General features: G+C 51.0%; 14 protein-coding genes. 10 read left to right on the forward strand and 4 right to left on the reverse strand.

Features of this window, described 5'->3' with window-relative positions:
* Positions 1-115 precede the first annotated feature (115 nt).
* The 3 genes from HGO41_RS24950 to mutH all read right to left on the reverse strand — a co-directional run bounded on the left by HGO41_RS24950 (position 116) and on the right by mutH (position 2,332).
* The gene (locus HGO41_RS24950) at positions 116-1,156 is read right to left on the reverse strand and encodes an NADP(H)-dependent aldo-keto reductase (protein WP_013574159.1); all 1,041 of its coding nucleotides are present in this window, start codon (positions 1,154-1,156) and stop codon (positions 116-118) included.
* 184 nt (positions 1,157-1,340) lie between these two features.
* Positions 1,341-1,559: a YgdI/YgdR family lipoprotein gene (locus tag HGO41_RS24955; protein WP_015689428.1), complete on the reverse strand. Its 219-nt coding sequence runs from the start codon at positions 1,557-1,559 to the stop codon at positions 1,341-1,343.
* A gap of 86 nt (positions 1,560-1,645) precedes the next feature.
* Positions 1,646-2,332 (reverse strand): DNA mismatch repair endonuclease MutH, encoded by a 687-nt coding sequence (gene mutH, locus HGO41_RS24960; RefSeq protein ID WP_013574161.1) that lies wholly within the window; start codon positions 2,330-2,332, stop codon positions 1,646-1,648.
* A 695-nt stretch (positions 2,333-3,027) separates the two neighbouring features.
* On the opposite strand from mutH, the gene rppH reads away from it, so the two are divergent.
* The 9 genes from rppH to ptrA all read left to right on the forward strand — a co-directional run bounded on the left by rppH (position 3,028) and on the right by ptrA (position 12,994).
* Positions 3,028-3,555 (forward strand): RNA pyrophosphohydrolase, encoded by a 528-nt coding sequence (gene rppH, locus HGO41_RS24965; protein WP_013574162.1) that lies wholly within the window; start codon positions 3,028-3,030, stop codon positions 3,553-3,555.
* A gap of 11 nt (positions 3,556-3,566) precedes the next feature.
* Positions 3,567-5,813 (forward strand): phosphoenolpyruvate--protein phosphotransferase, encoded by a 2,247-nt coding sequence (ptsP, locus tag HGO41_RS24970; protein WP_013574163.1) that lies wholly within the window; start codon positions 3,567-3,569, stop codon positions 5,811-5,813.
* 182 nt (positions 5,814-5,995) lie between these two features.
* Positions 5,996-6,865, forward strand: coding sequence for a prolipoprotein diacylglyceryl transferase (gene lgt / locus HGO41_RS24975; protein WP_013574164.1), 870 nt, complete (start codon positions 5,996-5,998; stop codon positions 6,863-6,865).
* A 6-nt stretch (positions 6,866-6,871) separates the two neighbouring features.
* A complete protein-coding gene (gene thyA, locus HGO41_RS24980; protein ID WP_013574165.1) occupies positions 6,872-7,666 on the forward strand; it encodes a thymidylate synthase in 795 nt (264 codons plus the stop codon).
* A gap of 281 nt (positions 7,667-7,947) precedes the next feature.
* Positions 7,948-8,409, forward strand: a complete 462-nt coding sequence (locus tag HGO41_RS24985; protein ID WP_013574166.1) for a prepilin peptidase-dependent protein — start codon at positions 7,948-7,950, stop codon at positions 8,407-8,409.
* Complete coding sequence (locus HGO41_RS24990; protein ID WP_250981607.1) at positions 8,400-8,987, forward strand: prepilin peptidase-dependent protein; 588 nt, start codon at positions 8,400-8,402, stop codon at positions 8,985-8,987. Before HGO41_RS24985 ends, HGO41_RS24990 begins: the two co-directional genes overlap by 10 nt.
* A complete protein-coding gene (locus tag HGO41_RS24995; RefSeq protein ID WP_228389040.1) occupies positions 8,984-9,469 on the forward strand; it encodes a YgdB family protein in 486 nt (161 codons plus the stop codon). The genes HGO41_RS24990 and HGO41_RS24995 overlap by 4 nt, the downstream gene beginning before the upstream one ends.
* Positions 9,462-9,806, forward strand: a complete 345-nt coding sequence (locus tag HGO41_RS25000) for a prepilin-type N-terminal cleavage/methylation domain-containing protein (RefSeq protein WP_153376604.1) — start codon at positions 9,462-9,464, stop codon at positions 9,804-9,806. Before HGO41_RS24995 ends, HGO41_RS25000 begins: the two co-directional genes overlap by 8 nt.
* A 302-nt stretch (positions 9,807-10,108) precedes the next feature.
* Positions 10,109-12,994 (forward strand): pitrilysin, encoded by a 2,886-nt coding sequence (ptrA, locus tag HGO41_RS25005; protein WP_112197930.1) that lies wholly within the window; start codon positions 10,109-10,111, stop codon positions 12,992-12,994.
* Positions 12,995-13,070: 76 nt separating this feature from the next.
* Here the strand turns inward: ptrA and argA are convergent, their stop codons facing one another.
* Complete coding sequence (gene argA, locus HGO41_RS25010; RefSeq protein ID WP_013574171.1) at positions 13,071-14,396, reverse strand: amino-acid N-acetyltransferase; 1,326 nt, start codon at positions 14,394-14,396, stop codon at positions 13,071-13,073.
* Positions 14,397-14,624: 228 nt separating this feature from the next.
* On the opposite strand from argA, the gene amiC reads away from it, so the two are divergent.
* On the forward strand, positions 14,625-15,875 hold the full coding sequence (gene amiC / locus HGO41_RS25015) for an N-acetylmuramoyl-L-alanine amidase AmiC (protein ID WP_119261288.1): 1,251 nt from the start codon (positions 14,625-14,627) through the stop codon (positions 15,873-15,875).
* Positions 15,876-16,051 lie beyond the last annotated feature (176 nt).

Raw genomic sequence — 16,051 nt, forward strand, 5'->3', positions numbered from 1 at the left:
AAGGGTCCATGATGAGCATGAACCCTTTTTACACGAGCCACCGGATCGGTCAACTGATCCTTAAACGATCGGCATTAGGCGCTCAGCGCCCTTTTTTGTTGCCTGCAATCAGGATTTACGGCGCAGGAATGGTGAAGCGTTTGTGGATGTTTTCCAGATCAGCGAGGATTTCCTCATCGAGTGTCAGATCCTGACTGTCGATGTTGATCTTCAGTTGTTCCATTGTGGTTGCGCCCAGCAGCGTGCTGGCCACGAACGGTTGCTGACGCACAAAGGCCAGCGCCATCTGAGAAGGATCCAGATTACGTTTCTTCGCCAGCGCGACATATTCAGCAATCGCCGCTTCAGCCTGCGGTGATGAGTAACGGGTGAAACGACTGAACAACGTATTACGCGCCCCGGCCGGTTTCGCACCGTTAAGGTATTTACCGCTCAGCGTGCCGAATGCCAGGCTGGAATAGGCCAGCAGTTCAACCCCTTCGTGCTGACTGATCTCCGACAAACCGATTTCAAAGCTGCGGTTCAGCAGGCTGTAGGGGTTTTGAATCGAAACGATACGCGGCAAATCATGTTTCTCCGCCAGTTGCAGGTAACGCATCACGCCCCACGGGGTTTCGTTAGAAACGCCGATATAGCGGATTTTACCGGCACGAACCTGTTCATTCAGCGCTTCCAGCGTTTCCAGCAAGGTAACCGGAGACTGCTCTTCGGTGTACTGATAACTCAGTTTGCCAAAGAAGTTGGTCTGACGCTGCGGCCAGTGCAACTGATAAAGATCCAGATAATCCGTATTCAGACGTTGCAAACTGGCATCCAGCGCCGCGCGGATATTTTTGCGATCCAGCATCTGAGCCGGACGAATAGCGTTGTCATTACCGCGGGAAGGCCCGGAGACTTTGCTCGCCAGAACAATTTTCTCACGGTTGCCACGGGCTTTCAGCCAGCTGCCGATATAGCTTTCCGTCAGCCCCTGGGTTTCAGGACGCGGCGGAACGGGATACATCTCTGCGGTATCAATCAGGTTGATGCCTGCCGCAACGGCGTAATCGAGTTGCTGGTGGGCGTCGGCTTCGCTGTTTTGTTCACCAAAAGTCATGGTGCCAAGTCCCAGTAAGCTCACTTCTAAAGAACTGTGGGGTATACGGTGATATTGCATTGCCGGTCTTCCTTTATATCTGAGAATGTCAGCCTGTTAGAAAAAGCGCCTTAACTGACTATATACAAGGCTGGCAGATGGGGGAAGTGGCAGTGTGTGCGGGAGGAACGACGCGGTCGGTGGATAAAATAACAAAGAGCCAGTCCTGATAACTGGCTCTGCGACGGGTTAAGAAGCGTAATGCTTAACGCTTCATCACCTGGCTGACGTTGTCATTATTGATCTGGCGGTCGTTGCCTTGTTCGTCTGTGTAACTCAGCAGTCCGGTAGATTTATCCAGCTTAGGTTTACCATCAGTCAGGATCATATTGCCGTCTTTGGTTGAGATCACATAATCGCTGGCACAGCCCGCGAGGCTCAACACCACAAGCGCAGCACCGGCCGCCATTAAAGTTTTCTTCATCATCGTTAACGTTCCTTTTTGTTGTACCGAAGATATTCACATTTAGCGTAGCAAACTATCCCGCAGGCAGCGGGAAATGATATCGGTTAAAGCTGAAAATGGCGGGCCAGAAGCGCCGCCGTAAAACGCTTTTTCAAATAGAAGCCGCGCGGCAGCGTCAAAATGGGTTGCCCTGACTCTCCGATCGCTTCCGTCAGCGCTTTGCTGTTGGCAGCTTTGGGGCGAATTTGCAGGTATTCCCCATGTCGGGCTGTGATGCTTTCGACTTTACCCAGAACAATCAAATCCATCAGTTCTTCCCAGTCCTGACGCAGTTGCTCATCTTCTTCCTCAGAGGGTTGCCATAATAAAGGCGCCCCGATGTGGCGCTCAGCCAGGGGGATCTGGCGCTCACCTTCGACCGGTATCCACAAAACTCGCGCCAGTTTATGGCGCACATGGCTGTTTTCCCACGTCACACCGCTGTTACCGGTTAACGGGGCAACGCAGACAAATGTGGTTTCCAGCGGCCTGCCACGGGAATCAATTGGGATCGTTTTCAGCTCAATGCCAATATCAGCGAAATCCTGCTCCGGTTTACTTCCTGCAATGGCGCCGAGATACACCTCAAGCAACATACCGACCCAGCCTTTCTCCCGTTTAAGGTTCTCAGGAATGGGCAGGCCAGCGTGAGCGGCCAGTTCACCCAGCGTATGACCCGCCAGCGATTGTGCGCGGTGCAACAGTTGCTGTTCGTTGTGCGGAGGCTGGGTGGCAGGTAAAGGAATAGACATAAAAAAACAATGCTCACTCAATAGATTAAATTTCGTACTGCTTTTGTCATGCACAGTGAATAAAAACTTATTCCTGTGGAGCAATGAAATAATAGCATGATTTGTCTTAGTTTTTTTTCAGGTTTCTGACTTCTTTTGCGCCTTAACGATTAGGTTGATCACCTGTTGAAGGCGACAATGAACAGGATCTTCCACCTACTTATCCACAGATTTCTTGGATAACCCTGCCTGAATCCGATCACTGGTTCGATTTACAGGCTTGACGGGAGGGGTTTTATCCAATTTTTGGGGCAATGACGTCAACTTTTAGACGATCGCTGTGGATAAAAACAACATTGGTGGATCTTTCGCCAGATCACTTGAAGGTGTGAGATAACTCTCATTTTTAACCGTGGGATAACTCTGTTTAATGTGAATAAGTATTTGTTTTTAAAAATTTTTATCGGAGCATGTTTTCCCGGTAAAAATAAGTTAAGAAGAGTTTTACCCTGCTTACTCTGAAGTTCTTCACATACCTATCCACAGAAAAAGTGAATAAAATCGCAGGTGATTTCTAAAATCTGTTTATAACTTGGCGTATAACTGTGAGTTATCCCATTTTTATTCATGCTGATCGGTATTAACCAGTGGTTTACCGCCTGTTGGTAGTATGAAACAATCAGTACATCTATGAGTTTAGCTATTGGGGTAGTCCGGTGATCGATGATGATGGCTACCGCCCGAATGTTGGTATTGTAATCTGTGACAAGCAGGGTCAGGTGTTGTGGGCCAGACGATACGGCCAGCACTCCTGGCAGTTTCCACAAGGGGGCATAAACCCTGGTGAAACCGCTGAGCAGGCCATGTACCGCGAGCTGTTTGAGGAAGTGGGGCTTGGCCGTAAAGATGTCCGTATTCTGGCTTCAACCCGTAACTGGTTACGTTATAAATTGCCAAAACGTTTGGTGCGTTGGGACACAAAGCCGGTTTGTATCGGCCAAAAGCAAAAATGGTTCTTGCTGCAACTGATGTGTAACGATGCTGATATCAATATGCAGCGCAGCAGTACGCCTGAATTTGATGGCTGGCGTTGGGTGAGTTTCTGGTATCCGGTTCGTCAGGTGGTGTCATTTAAGCGCGATGTTTACCGGCGTGTAATGAAAGAGTTTTCCACCACGATTATGCCGATGCAGGAAGTCTCCCTTCCCAGGACATCGCCCGCCTATCGTCGTAAAAGAGGCTAAGTCACGAAGAGATGCTCACGCGTTTGCGAGAAATTGTTGAAAAGGTAGCAATGGCGTCCAGCCTCAATGATGCGCTGGACGTACTGGTCAACGAAACCTGCCTGGCGATGGACACGGAAGTCTGTTCCGTCTATCTCGCTGACAATGACCGCCGTTGTTATTACCTGATGGCGACGCGAGGTTTGAAAAAACCTCGCGGGCGGACTATTACGCTGGCGTTTGATCAGGGGATTGTGGGTCTGGTAGGGCGTCTGGCTGAGCCCATTAACCTTGCCGATGCGCAGAGCCATCCCAGTTTTAAATATATCCCCGCCGTAAAAGAAGATCTTTTCCGATCCTTCCTGGGTGTGCCGATCATTCACCGCCGTCAGTTGCTGGGTGTGCTGGTTATTCAGCAACGCGAACACCGGCAGTTCGACGAAAGTGAAGAGTCGTTTATGGTCACGCTCGCCACTCAGCTGGCGGCGATCCTTTCTCAGGCACAGCTTAATGTGCTTTACGGGCGCTTTCGCCAGACGCGCGTTCGTGCACTTGCCGCATCGCCGGGTGTGGCCATCGGTATCGGCTGGCAGGACAGCTCGCAACCTTCGCTCGATCACGTTTATATGGCGTCTACGCTGGATACCGTCCGTGAACGCGAACGTCTGACCCGGGCCCTGGAAGACGCCGGTGCTGAGTTCCGCCGTTTCAGTAAACGTTTCGCGGCGAGTGCGCAGAAAGAAAGCGCGGCGATTTTTGACCTCTACTCTCACCTTCTTAATGATGCACGCCTCAAGCGTGAACTGTTCGCTCAAATAGATCAGGGCGCCGTCGCGGAGTGGGCAGTTAAAAAGGTCGTGGAAGAGTTTGCGGCGCAGTTTGCCAGCTTGCAGGATACCTATCTGCGTGAGCGTGGCAGCGATTTACGTGCGCTGGGCCAGCGGCTGGTTTTCCATCTTGATGATACGATTCAGGGCAACACACAGTGGCCGGAACGTTTTATTCTGGTTGCCGACGAACTGACCGCTACTTTGCTGGCCGAAATGCCGCAGGACCGGCTGGCAGGTGTGGTAGTTCGTGATGGTGCAGCCAACTCGCATGCGGCGATTTTGGTCCGTGCGATGGGCGTGCCGACCGTGATGGGCGCCGATATTCAGCCTGCACTGCTCAGCCAGCGACAGCTGATTGTCGATGGTTATCGCGGTGAACTGCTGATTGATCCGGAAGCCGTACTGGTCACGGAATACACGCGGCTGATCAGCGAAGAAATGGAGCTGAGTCAGAAGGCTGAAGATGATGTTGAGCAACCTGCAGCGCTGAAAAGCGGTGAGCGGGTGAAAGTGATGCTCAACGCCGGTCTGAGTGCTGACCATGAAAAATTGTTCGGCAGCCGCGTTGACGGCGTCGGGCTGTATCGCACCGAAATTCCTTTCATGTTGCAAAGCGGCTTCCCTTCTGAAGAAGAGCAGGTCGCGCAATATCAGGGCATGTTGCAGTTGTTTCCGCAAAAGCCGGTGACATTGCGAACGCTGGATATCGGCTCTGATAAACAGCTGCCTTATATGCCGATCAGCGAGGAAAACCCTTGTCTGGGCTGGCGCGGTATTCGTATTACTCTCGATCAGCCTGAAATTTTCCTGATTCAGGTTCGCGCGATGCTGCGTGCCAATGCTGCGACCGGAAATCTCGGTATTCTGCTGCCGATGGTTACCAGCCTTGAAGAGATTGATGAGGCACGTCGTTTAATCGATCGTGCGGGACGTGAAGTGGAAGAACAGTTGGGTTACGAGCTGCCACACACGCGTCTTGGCGTAATGATCGAAGTCCCATCAATGGTCTTTATGTTGCCTGCATTGGCCGGAAGAGTGGAATTTATTTCCGTCGGTACCAACGATCTGACGCAATATCTGCTCGCTGTTGATCGCAACAATACCCGCGTTGCCGGGCTGTATGACAGCCTGCATCCGGCGATGCTGCGGGTGCTCAAACAAATTGTCACCACCGCTGAGGTTGCCGGGCTGGATGTCAGCTTATGCGGCGAGATGGCGGGTGACCCGATGGGCGCGTTACTGCTTACCGGCATGGGCTTTCGTAATCTCAGTATGAACGGGCGCAGTGTTGCCCGTGTAAAATACCTGCTTCGCCGTATCGAACTTCATGATGCCGAAGAGCTTGCCGGTCGGGTGCTGCAGGCGCATTTTACGACGGACGTTCGTCATATGACCGCTGCTTTTATGGAAAGACGCGGGTTGGGCGGCCTGATCCGTGGTGGTAAATAAGCACCAGAGTTGATGCTTTGTACCGTATTACTCCCATCCTGCTCGCTTTCCGGCACAGGATGAGATGATTTTTTACAGAACTTTTCCAGCGGCTTAGCCCCGGAAAACCTTCCGGCTATGCTACTATTCGCTCCCTGCTGGCCCCTGAACGGGCAATAATCATAAACAATTTGTGGTGATAGATGAGCAACAGCTATCTGGCGTTTCCCCAGTTTGATCCGGTGATTTTCTCAATCGGACCGGTATCTCTCCACTGGTACGGACTGATGTACTTAGTTGGTTTTGTCTTCGCGATGTGGCTGGCAGTACGCCGTGCCAATAAGCCAGGCAGCGGCTGGACAAAAGATGAAGTTGAAAACTTGCTGTATGCTGGTTTCCTGGGGGTATTCCTCGGTGGTCGTATCGGTTACGTTTTCTTCTACAACCTGCCTTTATTCCTCGATAACCCGCTTTATCTTTTCAAGGTCTGGGATGGCGGCATGTCTTTCCACGGCGGCCTGATTGGCGTAATCGTGGTCATGCTGATTTTCGCCCATCGAACCAAACGCAACTTCTTCCAGGTTTCCGACTTTATCGCTCCGCTGATCCCGTTTGGACTTGGCGCAGGTCGTTTGGGTAACTTCATTAATGGTGAACTCTGGGGCCGTGTGACCACAGATGTGCCATGGGCAATGCTGTTCCCGGGATCCCGTCAGGAAGATATCGCCATTGCTGCCGCTGACCCTAAATGGCAGCCTTTGTTGAACCAGTACGGCGTATTACCGCGCCATCCTTCCCAGCTGTATGAACTGCTGCTTGAAGGCATCGTGCTATTCATCATTCTGAACATATTCATCCGTAAATCACGCCCGATGGGCGCGGTATCAGGCTTGTTCCTGATCGGATATGGCTTATTCCGTATTATCGTTGAACACTACCGTCAGCCGGATGCACAGCTCGGTCTGTTCGACGGGATCATCAGCATGGGGCAGGTTCTGTCCATTCCAATGGTTGTCATTGGCCTGATTGTGATGGTCTGGGCATATCGCCGTCCGCAGAAACAATTGTCGTGAGGTAACATGAAACAGTATCTGGATTTAATGCAGAAAGTGCTCGATGAGGGCACCCCTAAAGCCGACCGTACCGGTACAGGCACGCTGTCGATTTTTGGTCATCAGATGCGTTTCAACTTGCAGGAAGGTTTCCCGCTGGTCACCACCAAACGCTGTCACTTGCGCTCAATCATTCATGAACTCCTGTGGTTCCTGAAAGGTGAAACTAACATCGCCTATCTGCGTGAAAATAATGTCAGCATCTGGGATGAGTGGGCAGATGAGAATGGCGACCTCGGCCCGGTTTACGGCAAGCAATGGCGTGCCTGGGGCGCGGCTGACGGCAGGCAAATCGACCAACTGGCGAGCGTTGTTGAACAGCTGAAAAAAGACCCGGATTCACGCCGCATTATCGTGTCGGCGTGGAATGTGGGTGAACTGGATCAGATGGCGCTGGCACCTTGCCACGCTTTCTTCCAGTTCTATGTGGCCGACGGGAAACTGTCTTGTCAGTTGTATCAGCGTTCATGCGACGTTTTCCTCGGACTGCCGTTTAACATCGCCAGCTACGCGCTGCTGGTGCATATGATGGCGCAGCAATGTGATCTGGAAGTCGGTGACTTTGTCTGGACCGGTGGTGATACACATCTGTACAGCAACCATATGGAACAGACACATCTGCAACTGACGCGTGAGCCTCGTGCATTGCCAAAACTTGTCATTAAACGCAAACCTGCCTCCCTGTTTGATTACAACTTCGAAGATTTCGAGATTGAAGGGTACGATCCGCATCCCGCAATCAAAGCGCCGGTCGCGATCTGATTCCTTGTTTTTACCGCCTGACAGCACTGTCAGGCGGCCATTTCCCTTTTATCCGGCTTTCCCTCTGCTCCACTTTTTACGCCTTTTACTGACGATTCCAATCCCGATTTACATCCCGATGCTATCCCTGCGAGACATCACGCAACTTATTTGTCGCGTGGATTTCGTTGCACCGATAGTTCTCACGACATCCTGGAAAAAATGACTCTCCCAGTGGCGGAAAAAATCTAAATGCCTATTTTGGCCGCATGAAAACATTTGAGCGGGCAGGGGAAGAGGGAATGTCGCTGATAGAAATGATGGTTGTTGTGACTTTGGTCGCCATGTGCACATTGTGGGGAATCCACACCTGGCGCGATTATCAGCAGGCATTAAAGCTTGAGCAATCTGCGCAGCAACTGCGTTTGTATTTGTACGGGGTGCAGGCCGAAGCCAATAATTACAATCGTTCTGCTGTCTTATGGGGCATTGCCGGTGCTAATGGATGTGTGGGTAGCGGAACCCGCCCTTCAGGTTGTCATAATGCCGTGGGTAAAATATTCGCCATCAATGAACCCGGTGTGGAGTTACTCGCTGTCAGTGAAAAAACCATGGGTTTTTACGGCCTGCGTAATGCCGCACTTGCCGGACATATCACACTAAAAAATTCAGCGGGTAGTTTGCGAATCGTACTTTCTGTCAGAGGACGGTTACGTACGTGTAGTGAAAATCAGCCTTTACTGAGTATCGGCTTATGCCAGTGAATTTAGCCCGTTGTCAGGGATTCACGCTGCCTGAAGTCATTATTGCGATGGGGATTGGCAGCATGCTGATGCTCAGTGCCGCGCAAATCTATCCGCTGATGCGCCAGAGAAGCCAGAGTCTGGGCCGACATTATCAGCTCGAGCAACTGTTGCGCCAGACTACTTTTGCCATTGGCAAAGATATTCGTCGGGCCGGTTTCTGTAACGGAACCTGCGAGGGTAAATCTGTCATCATCGGCAACGCTGCGGGTGAAGCAACCAGCTCCTGCATCCTTGTTATCTATGACCTGAACCGCAACGGAACATGGGATAAGCCCGGGACGGCGGACTCTGAATACTTTGGTTACCGTTTGCGTCAGGGCGGTATTGAGATCCAGCGCGGGGCGGGTGATTGCAGCAGTGGAGGTTGGGAAAAACTCCTCGACCCTGCTGAAGTCAGCGTGACCCGGTTCGTGGTAACCGAGGTCGCAGCAAGTGGCTCCGGCCGCCTGTATTCTCTGCAACTTGAAGCCAGCTGGAGCAAAAATCCTTTCATCCACCGGCAGGTGACCGAGATGATTGCAGGCCACGTCTTATGACAGCAGCAAAAATGCGCGATTCGTCCAGACAGCGGGGGAGCGCCATGATCCTGAGTATTTTGGTGATGATGGGATTAGGGCTGATTGCCCTTAACTCGCTGCAACAGCAACTTTCCGCCGGGCTTGCGCTGACGTCAAATCAGCATCGCTATGTCATTGCCCGGGAAAATGCAGCCTCAGCATTAGCATGGGGTATCCGCCAGTCATGGAAAGACAGCCGCGAACCTCTCTGGCAGTGCCGGGATGTGCCCGCAGGCCTCATTGTTTCAGGAAGTGGCAGGACGTGTACCCGGCCTTCATTGCGTCAGGATATCTTTCTGGTTCGTGGTGAGGGACGCATAGCTGAAGGCAATGAGCCGGTTATGCAGTATCAGCAAGTCAGTATTAAAAAACAGACTGGTGGAAATCTGATTTTTTCACCGCTGACACAGGGATGGCTGGATTTTTGTCCTGAGGCTGATGAGCAGATCTGCAATGAATGAAAACCACTCAGCACAGCAAGGTTTCAGCCTCACGGAAGCGCTCATCGCCATGTTGTTCTTGTCAGTTTCCATTCTGGGGCTCCTGAATTATTACCAATCACTGAGCAATGGGTTTATGCGTCAGTGGCAGGTTCAGCAGGCGTGGTCAGAAGCACATTCCCAGCTTGAAGCATATTCAGTGGCAGGAAAGGGGACTGAGCCTTTAGCGAAAGATTGGGAATATCGGTTTACAGGCATTTCAGATGCACAATCCTGCAAGCTGGTCACTGCGACAATTCAAACGCCGGCAAAATATCAGGCAATATTGCAGCGCTTAATATGCAATTTTGGCCCCTGAAGTTGTGCCTGTAAGCCGCATATTACCGGACAAAAATACTGTTAAGCCACTTGCAATGGCGGGCTAACAGCTTAGAGTGGTTTAACAGGGTTATTTTTCCCTATAGGGAGTAATTGGCTTTATGGTTAAAACGTGACGGAACATAGGAAGAAAATCCCGATTCGATTTTTTTCACAACTATCCTGTTTCTGCGGGGGCTTAGCAGGCTTAACCGCTCAAAACAGCTTGTTGAGGTTCATCTACCGGTGAGCTGTATATTTATTGCCCGTGTGGCACGTTTATTCGATTGAGGGAGAGTGGCAATGTTAAAACACGTTACCCGCATTTCCGGGGTACTGTTGTTATTGACCTTTTGGGCCCCTGTTGTTTCAAGTGCAGCCGACTGGCAGCCTTTTGCACAAGCTATCAATAAAAGTCAGAACGACCCTCGCCAGTATCAGGCAATTAAACTGGCTAATGATATGACCGTCTTGCTGGTTTCTGACTCTCAAGCCCCCAAATCACTCGCCGCGCTCGCCATTCCTGTCGGTTCGCTGGAGGATCCTGATTCTCAGCTGGGTCTTGCCCACTATACTGAGCACATGTTACTGATGGGCTCGAAGAAATATCCTCAGCCGGAAAGTCTGTCTGAATTCCTTAAGAAACACGGTGGCAGCCACAATGGCAGCACTGCTTCTTACCGTACCGCGTTTTATCTTGAAGTAGAAAACGATGCCTTGCCAGAAGCGGTAGATCGCCTTGCAGATGCTATCGGTGAACCGTTGTTAGACCCCGCCAACGGGGACCGTGAGCGTAATGCGGTGAACGCTGAACTGACCATGGCCCGATCACGTGACGGCATGCGGATGGCGCAAGTTCGCGCAGAGACATTAAATCCCAGGCATCCGGCGTCCCGTTTTTCAGGCGGTAACCTGGATACGTTGAAAGATAAACCGGGCAGTAAGCTTCATGATCAGCTGACGGCTTTTTATCAGCGCTACTATTCTGCCAACCTGATGGTCGGTGTGATTTACAGTAATAAACCGTTGCCTGAACTTGCTGAGCTGGCCGCCACAACTTTTGGTCAGATCGCCAATCACCACGCAGCTGTGCCGCCGATTACGGTCCCGACATTAACAGCAGACCAAAAGGGTGAGTTTATCCATTTCGTTCCTGCACAGCCGCGCAAAGAATTACGGGTTGAATTTGCAATTGATAATAATAGTGCCCATTTTCGCAGTAAAACCGACACCTATATCAGCTATCTGATGGGTAACCGCAGCCCGAATACCTTATCAGACTGGTTACAGAAGCAAGGCTATGCCGATGGGATCAGCGCAGGTGCGGACCCGATGGTTAACCGTAATATGGGCGTATTCAATATCTCTGTTTCCCTGACTGATAAGGGACTGGCGCAGCGCGATACGGTTATTGCAGCCATTTTCAACTATCTCAACGAAATACGCGCTCAGGGCATCAAAAAAACCTATTTTGATGAAATTGCCCACGTTATGGCGCTCGACTTCCGCTATCCGGCGCTGACGCGTGATATGGATTATGTCGAATGGCTGGTGGACACCATGTTGCGGGTTCCTGTCGAACACGTTCTCGACTCACCTTATCTGACTGACCAGTATGACCCCAAAGCGATTGAGGCACGTCTAACAGAAATGACGCCGCAAAATGCGCGTTACTGGATCATCAGTCCGAACGAGCCGCACAATAAAGTAGCCTACTTCGTTAATGCGCCTTATGAAATTGATAAAGTTCCCGCGCAAACCTACTCGCAGTGGCAGACGTTGGGGAAGGGGATTTCGCTGTCGCTGCCAGCGCTGAATCCGTACATTCCTGATTCACTTGCGCTGGTCACTAAAGATTCGACGGCGACGAAACCTCAGCTGCTGGTTGAAGATAAAGGTTTGCGTGTGTTCTACATGCCGAGTCGTTATTTTGCTGATGAGCCTAAAGCCAATGTGACTGTTTCTTTCCGCAATGAGCAGTCGCTCAGCACGGCTAAAAATCAGGTGCTCTATGGCCTGACGGATTACCTCACCGGCGTGGCTTTTGATCAGCTGAGTTATCAGGCATCCATTGGCGGGATCACGTTCGGGACATCTCCGGATAACGGTTTGCAGTTTACTGCCACAGGTTTTACCGAGTGTCTGCCTGACTTACTGGCCGCACTGGTTGATAACTACCCCGATTTCAAACCGACTCAGGAACAGCTTGATCAGGCGAAATCATGGTATCTCGAACGCTTAGCTTCAGCAGATAAAGGAAAAGCGTTTGAGCTGGCGCTGCAACCGGTTCAGTTACTTTCGCGGGTGCCTTACACCGAGCGCAGCGAGCGTGAAAAGCTGGTTTCTGCCATCACACTGGATGATGTTAACGCTTACCGTGAACAACTGGTTCACCATGCTGCCGTGGAAATGATGGTTGTGGGGAACATGACGGCTGATCAGGTTAAAGCGATGTCTCAGCAAATTATGCAAAAGCTGGGCGCGCATGGGACGCGGTGGTGGCGCGGAAAGCAGGCTGTAGTGACTCAGCCGCTGAAAGCTAATATCCAGCGTATCGGGACAAGTTCGGACTCAGCACTGGCAGCGGTATATGTTCCCACCGGTTATGATGAAGTTCAGAGCATGGCGTACAGTGCATTGCTGGGACAGATTATTCAGCCATGGTTCTACAGCCAGCTTCGGACACAGGAACAGCTGGGTTATGCCGTGTTTGCTTTCCCTATTCCGGTAGGAAAACAGTGGGGGATTGGTTTCCTGCTGCAAAGTAACAGCAAGCAACCTGACTATCTGTATCAGCGCTATCTGGCATTTTATCAGCAGGCCGAAAAACGTCTGCGTGAAATGAAGGATGATGAGTTTCTGCAATATAAACAGGGACTGGTGCATGAAATGCAGCAAAATCCGCAGACGCTAGATGAGGAAGCCGACCGTCTGGGGAATGATTTCAGTCGCGGAAATCCGCAATTTGATACCCGCACGAATGTGATCCGGGTTATTGCCGGGCTGACTCAAACTCAACTGGCGGATTATTTCGATCAGGCTGTAATGAAGCAGGATGGTCTGGCGATGCTTTCGCAGGTCTCAGGCAACGACAGCAAGACCCCACAATATGCGGCGCCTGAGGGCTTTAAAACCTGGCCTGACACCTCCACGTTGCAACAGGTGCTGGAACCGCACGCGGATAAATAACGTGCTGATGTGCAAAGCAAAATAAAAAGGACGCGAGAGCGTCCTTTTTTACCACTGAGGAAAGGTGGTGAGATTTTTACAGTTCGGCGATCAGTATTTTGGAGCGACGCTGGTAGTTGTACATTTCTTGTTTCTGAATCGGCAACACATCCACTTCTGCTGGCTTGAAGCCACGTTCCTGGAACCAGTGAATACTGCGGGTCGTCAGTACGAACAGCCTGTTCAGCCCCATAAGTTTCGCCTGGCTGGCAACGCGTTGCAGTAACATTTCACCGCGTGAAGAGCTACGGTAGTCGGGGTGAACCGCCACGCAGGCCATTTCGCCAATCCCTTCATCATGGAAGGGGTAAAGCGCTGCGCAGGCAATGGTCAGGTTATCCCGCTCGATAATGGTAAATTTATCGATTTCCATTTCCAGCTGTTCGCGGGAACGACGCACCAGAATACCCTGTTGCTCCAGCGGCCGGATAAGTTCCAGAATGCCGCCGATGTCGTTGATGGTTGCACGGCGCACTTGCTCGGCACTTTCCATCACGATTTGCGTACCAATACCGTCTCGCGAGAACAGTTCCTGAACCAGCGCACCGTCTTCCTGATAACTGATCAGGTGACTGCGACGTACACCACTGCGGCAGGCTTTCACCGCGCCGCGCAGGAAGCGAACGGTGCCGGAAAGATAGTCACCGCTGGATTCCATCTGATCAATTCTTTGCTGTGCATCATTAGGGAACAGTTCGGAAATAATATTACCTTCCTCGTTGATTACCCCCTGAGAAGAGCAGAAGCCGATCATTTTTTCCGCTTTCAGTTTGATTGCCAGTTGTGTCGCTACTTCCTCAGAAGTCAGGTTAAAGCTTTCACCGGTAACCGAAACTGCCACCGGGCCAAGCAAGACAATGGCATTGCTGTCGAGCTGACGGTGAATCGCTTCTTCATCAATACGGCGGATACGGCCGCTGTGACAGTAATCAATACCGTCATCGACGCCCAGCGGTTGGGCAATGATAAAATTGCCGCTGACGACGTTGATGTGCGCACCTTGGAGTGGCGTATTATTCAGACTCATCGAAAGTCGCGCTGTGATATCGAGCTGCAGCAGACCTGCGGCTTGCTTAACCAGCTCGAGCGCGCGGGCATCGGTGACGCGGATGTTTTTATGATAAATCGGTTCGTAATTATGCTCAGAAAGGTTCTCATCAATCTGCGGTCGGGCGCCATAAACAACCACCAGACGGATGCCTAAACTGTGTAACAGGCCGATATCATTGACAATATTGCTGAAATTCTCATGTTCAATGGCTTCTCCACCGAGCATGACAACGAATGTTTTGCCACGGTGAGCATTTATATAGGGAACTGAGTGGCGAAATCCCTGGACCAGTTCAGTACTACGTTCCTTCACGGCAAAACCTCGTATGAATTTTTATTCGTAATTTTTGTATTTTTATTCTTTTATGGCCCTGTGGCAAGTAAGAAATCTCTGTTTTTGTTTTAACCCTTATCACAAACATACAACAAATTGATAAATAGACTAAATGTTTAGGAATGACATGCAGGATATGATTCGTTAGAATTCGTAAATTGAGTTTTTTATCATCTTTTTTTAACTTTTGGACCTTTTTGAGACTGCATGACTGACGATACTCACAATCCCGGAAGACGACGCCTCCTGCAAACCGTAGCTGCTTCCTGGATGCTCAGCGTGAGTAAAGTAGGTTTTGCGGCCAGCTCACAGGTTATTGCCGTACGCATCTGGCCCTCGTCTACTTATACCCGAATCACCCTCGAATCCAGCACGCCCTTAAAATATAAGCAGTTTCTGCTCAGTGATCCGCCACGCGTTGTGGTGGATATCGAAGGCGTGCATCTCAACAGTGTGCTCAAGGGACTGGGTGAAAAAATCCAGCAAAGTGATCCTTACATCCGGCAGGCGCGGGTGGGGCAGTTTGATACCAAAACGGTGCGTCTGGTGTTTGAGCTAAAGCGTACAATCAATCCGCATGTCTTCACGCTGAAACCGGTCGCTGAATTCCATAACCGGCTGGTGATCGATTTGTATCCGCAAGAAGGTGAGATCAGTGCTCAGGATGATCCGCTGCTGGCGTTACTGGAAGATTACAACCGCGGAGATGTCGCGAGAACATTACCGCCGGAAACGAAGAAAGACGGCCAGGCGGGGCGAAGCCGGCCACTGGTGATTATGCTTGATCCCGGCCATGGCGGTGAAGATCCGGGAGCTATTGGCAAATACAAGACCCGTGAAAAAGATGTCGTGTTGCAGATTGGCCGCAGATTACAGAAGCTGATTGCGCGTGAACCCAATATGAAAGCGCATATGACCCGCAATGAAGACGTGTTTATTCCGCTCAAAGTCCGCGTGGCAAAGGCACGAAAACTGCGGGCAGACCTTTTTATCTCTATCCACGCAGATGCCTTTACCAGTCGGGCAGCAAGAGGCTCATCGGTTTTTGCGTTGTCGACCAAAGGCGCCACCAGTTCCGCAGCACGTTTTCTCGCACAAACGCAGAATGAATCTGACCTGATAGGCGGCGTCAGTAAAAGTGGCGACCGGTATCTGGATCACACGATGTTTGATCTGGTTCAGACGGCAACCATCAGCGATAGCCTGAAATTTGGCAAAGAAGTGCTGACGCGCATGGGAAAGATTAATCATCTGCACAAAAATAAAGTGGATCAGGCCGGATTCGCGGTATTGAAAGCGCCGGATATTCCGTCGATTCTGGTCGAAACGGCGTTTATCAGTAACATTAATGAAGAGAAAAAATTGCGGACTGCGCATTTTCAGCAGCAGGTGGCGGAGTCAATTCTGGCCGGGATCAAAGCGTATTTCGCACAAGGCGGGATGTCGACGATGGGATGAGTCGCGCGGGGGCGGGGTGATTATTCCGCGCTTCGCCGGAATTCAGATACAAAAAAACACCCGTTAGGGTGCCTGATGTTTTTCACTGATTTTTAGTAGTTGGTTGCGGGGGCCGGATTTGAACCGACGACCTTCGGGTTATGAGCCCGACGAGCTACCAGGCTGCTCCACCCCGC

The organism is Rahnella sp. CG8 (assembly GCF_023701875.1).
GTDB classification, from domain to species: Bacteria; Pseudomonadota; Gammaproteobacteria; order Enterobacterales; family Enterobacteriaceae; genus Rahnella; species Rahnella aceris.

Coding starts and splice junctions, on each gene's coding strand:
- HGO41_RS24995 (WP_228389040.1), top strand. CDS start 8,984: ATGACAGCAGCAAAAATGCGCGATTCGTCCAGACAGCGGGGGAGCGCC.
- amiC (WP_119261288.1), top strand. CDS start 14,625: ATGACTGACGATACTCACAATCCCGGAAGACGACGCCTCCTGCAAACC.
- thyA (WP_013574165.1), top strand. CDS start 6,872: ATGAAACAGTATCTGGATTTAATGCAGAAAGTGCTCGATGAGGGCACC.
- HGO41_RS24985 (WP_013574166.1), top strand. CDS start 7,948: ATGTCGCTGATAGAAATGATGGTTGTTGTGACTTTGGTCGCCATGTGC.
- HGO41_RS24955 (WP_015689428.1), bottom strand. CDS start 1,559: ATGAAGAAAACTTTAATGGCGGCCGGTGCTGCGCTTGTGGTGTTGAGC.
- ptsP (WP_013574163.1), top strand. CDS start 3,567: ATGCTCACGCGTTTGCGAGAAATTGTTGAAAAGGTAGCAATGGCGTCC.
- ptrA (WP_112197930.1), top strand. CDS start 10,109: ATGTTAAAACACGTTACCCGCATTTCCGGGGTACTGTTGTTATTGACC.
- lgt (WP_013574164.1), top strand. CDS start 5,996: ATGAGCAACAGCTATCTGGCGTTTCCCCAGTTTGATCCGGTGATTTTC.
- HGO41_RS24950 (WP_013574159.1), bottom strand. CDS start 1,156: ATGCAATATCACCGTATACCCCACAGTTCTTTAGAAGTGAGCTTACTG.
- mutH (WP_013574161.1), bottom strand. CDS start 2,332: ATGTCTATTCCTTTACCTGCCACCCAGCCTCCGCACAACGAACAGCAA.
- HGO41_RS24990 (WP_250981607.1), top strand. CDS start 8,400: ATGCCAGTGAATTTAGCCCGTTGTCAGGGATTCACGCTGCCTGAAGTC.
- HGO41_RS25000 (WP_153376604.1), top strand. CDS start 9,462: ATGAATGAAAACCACTCAGCACAGCAAGGTTTCAGCCTCACGGAAGCG.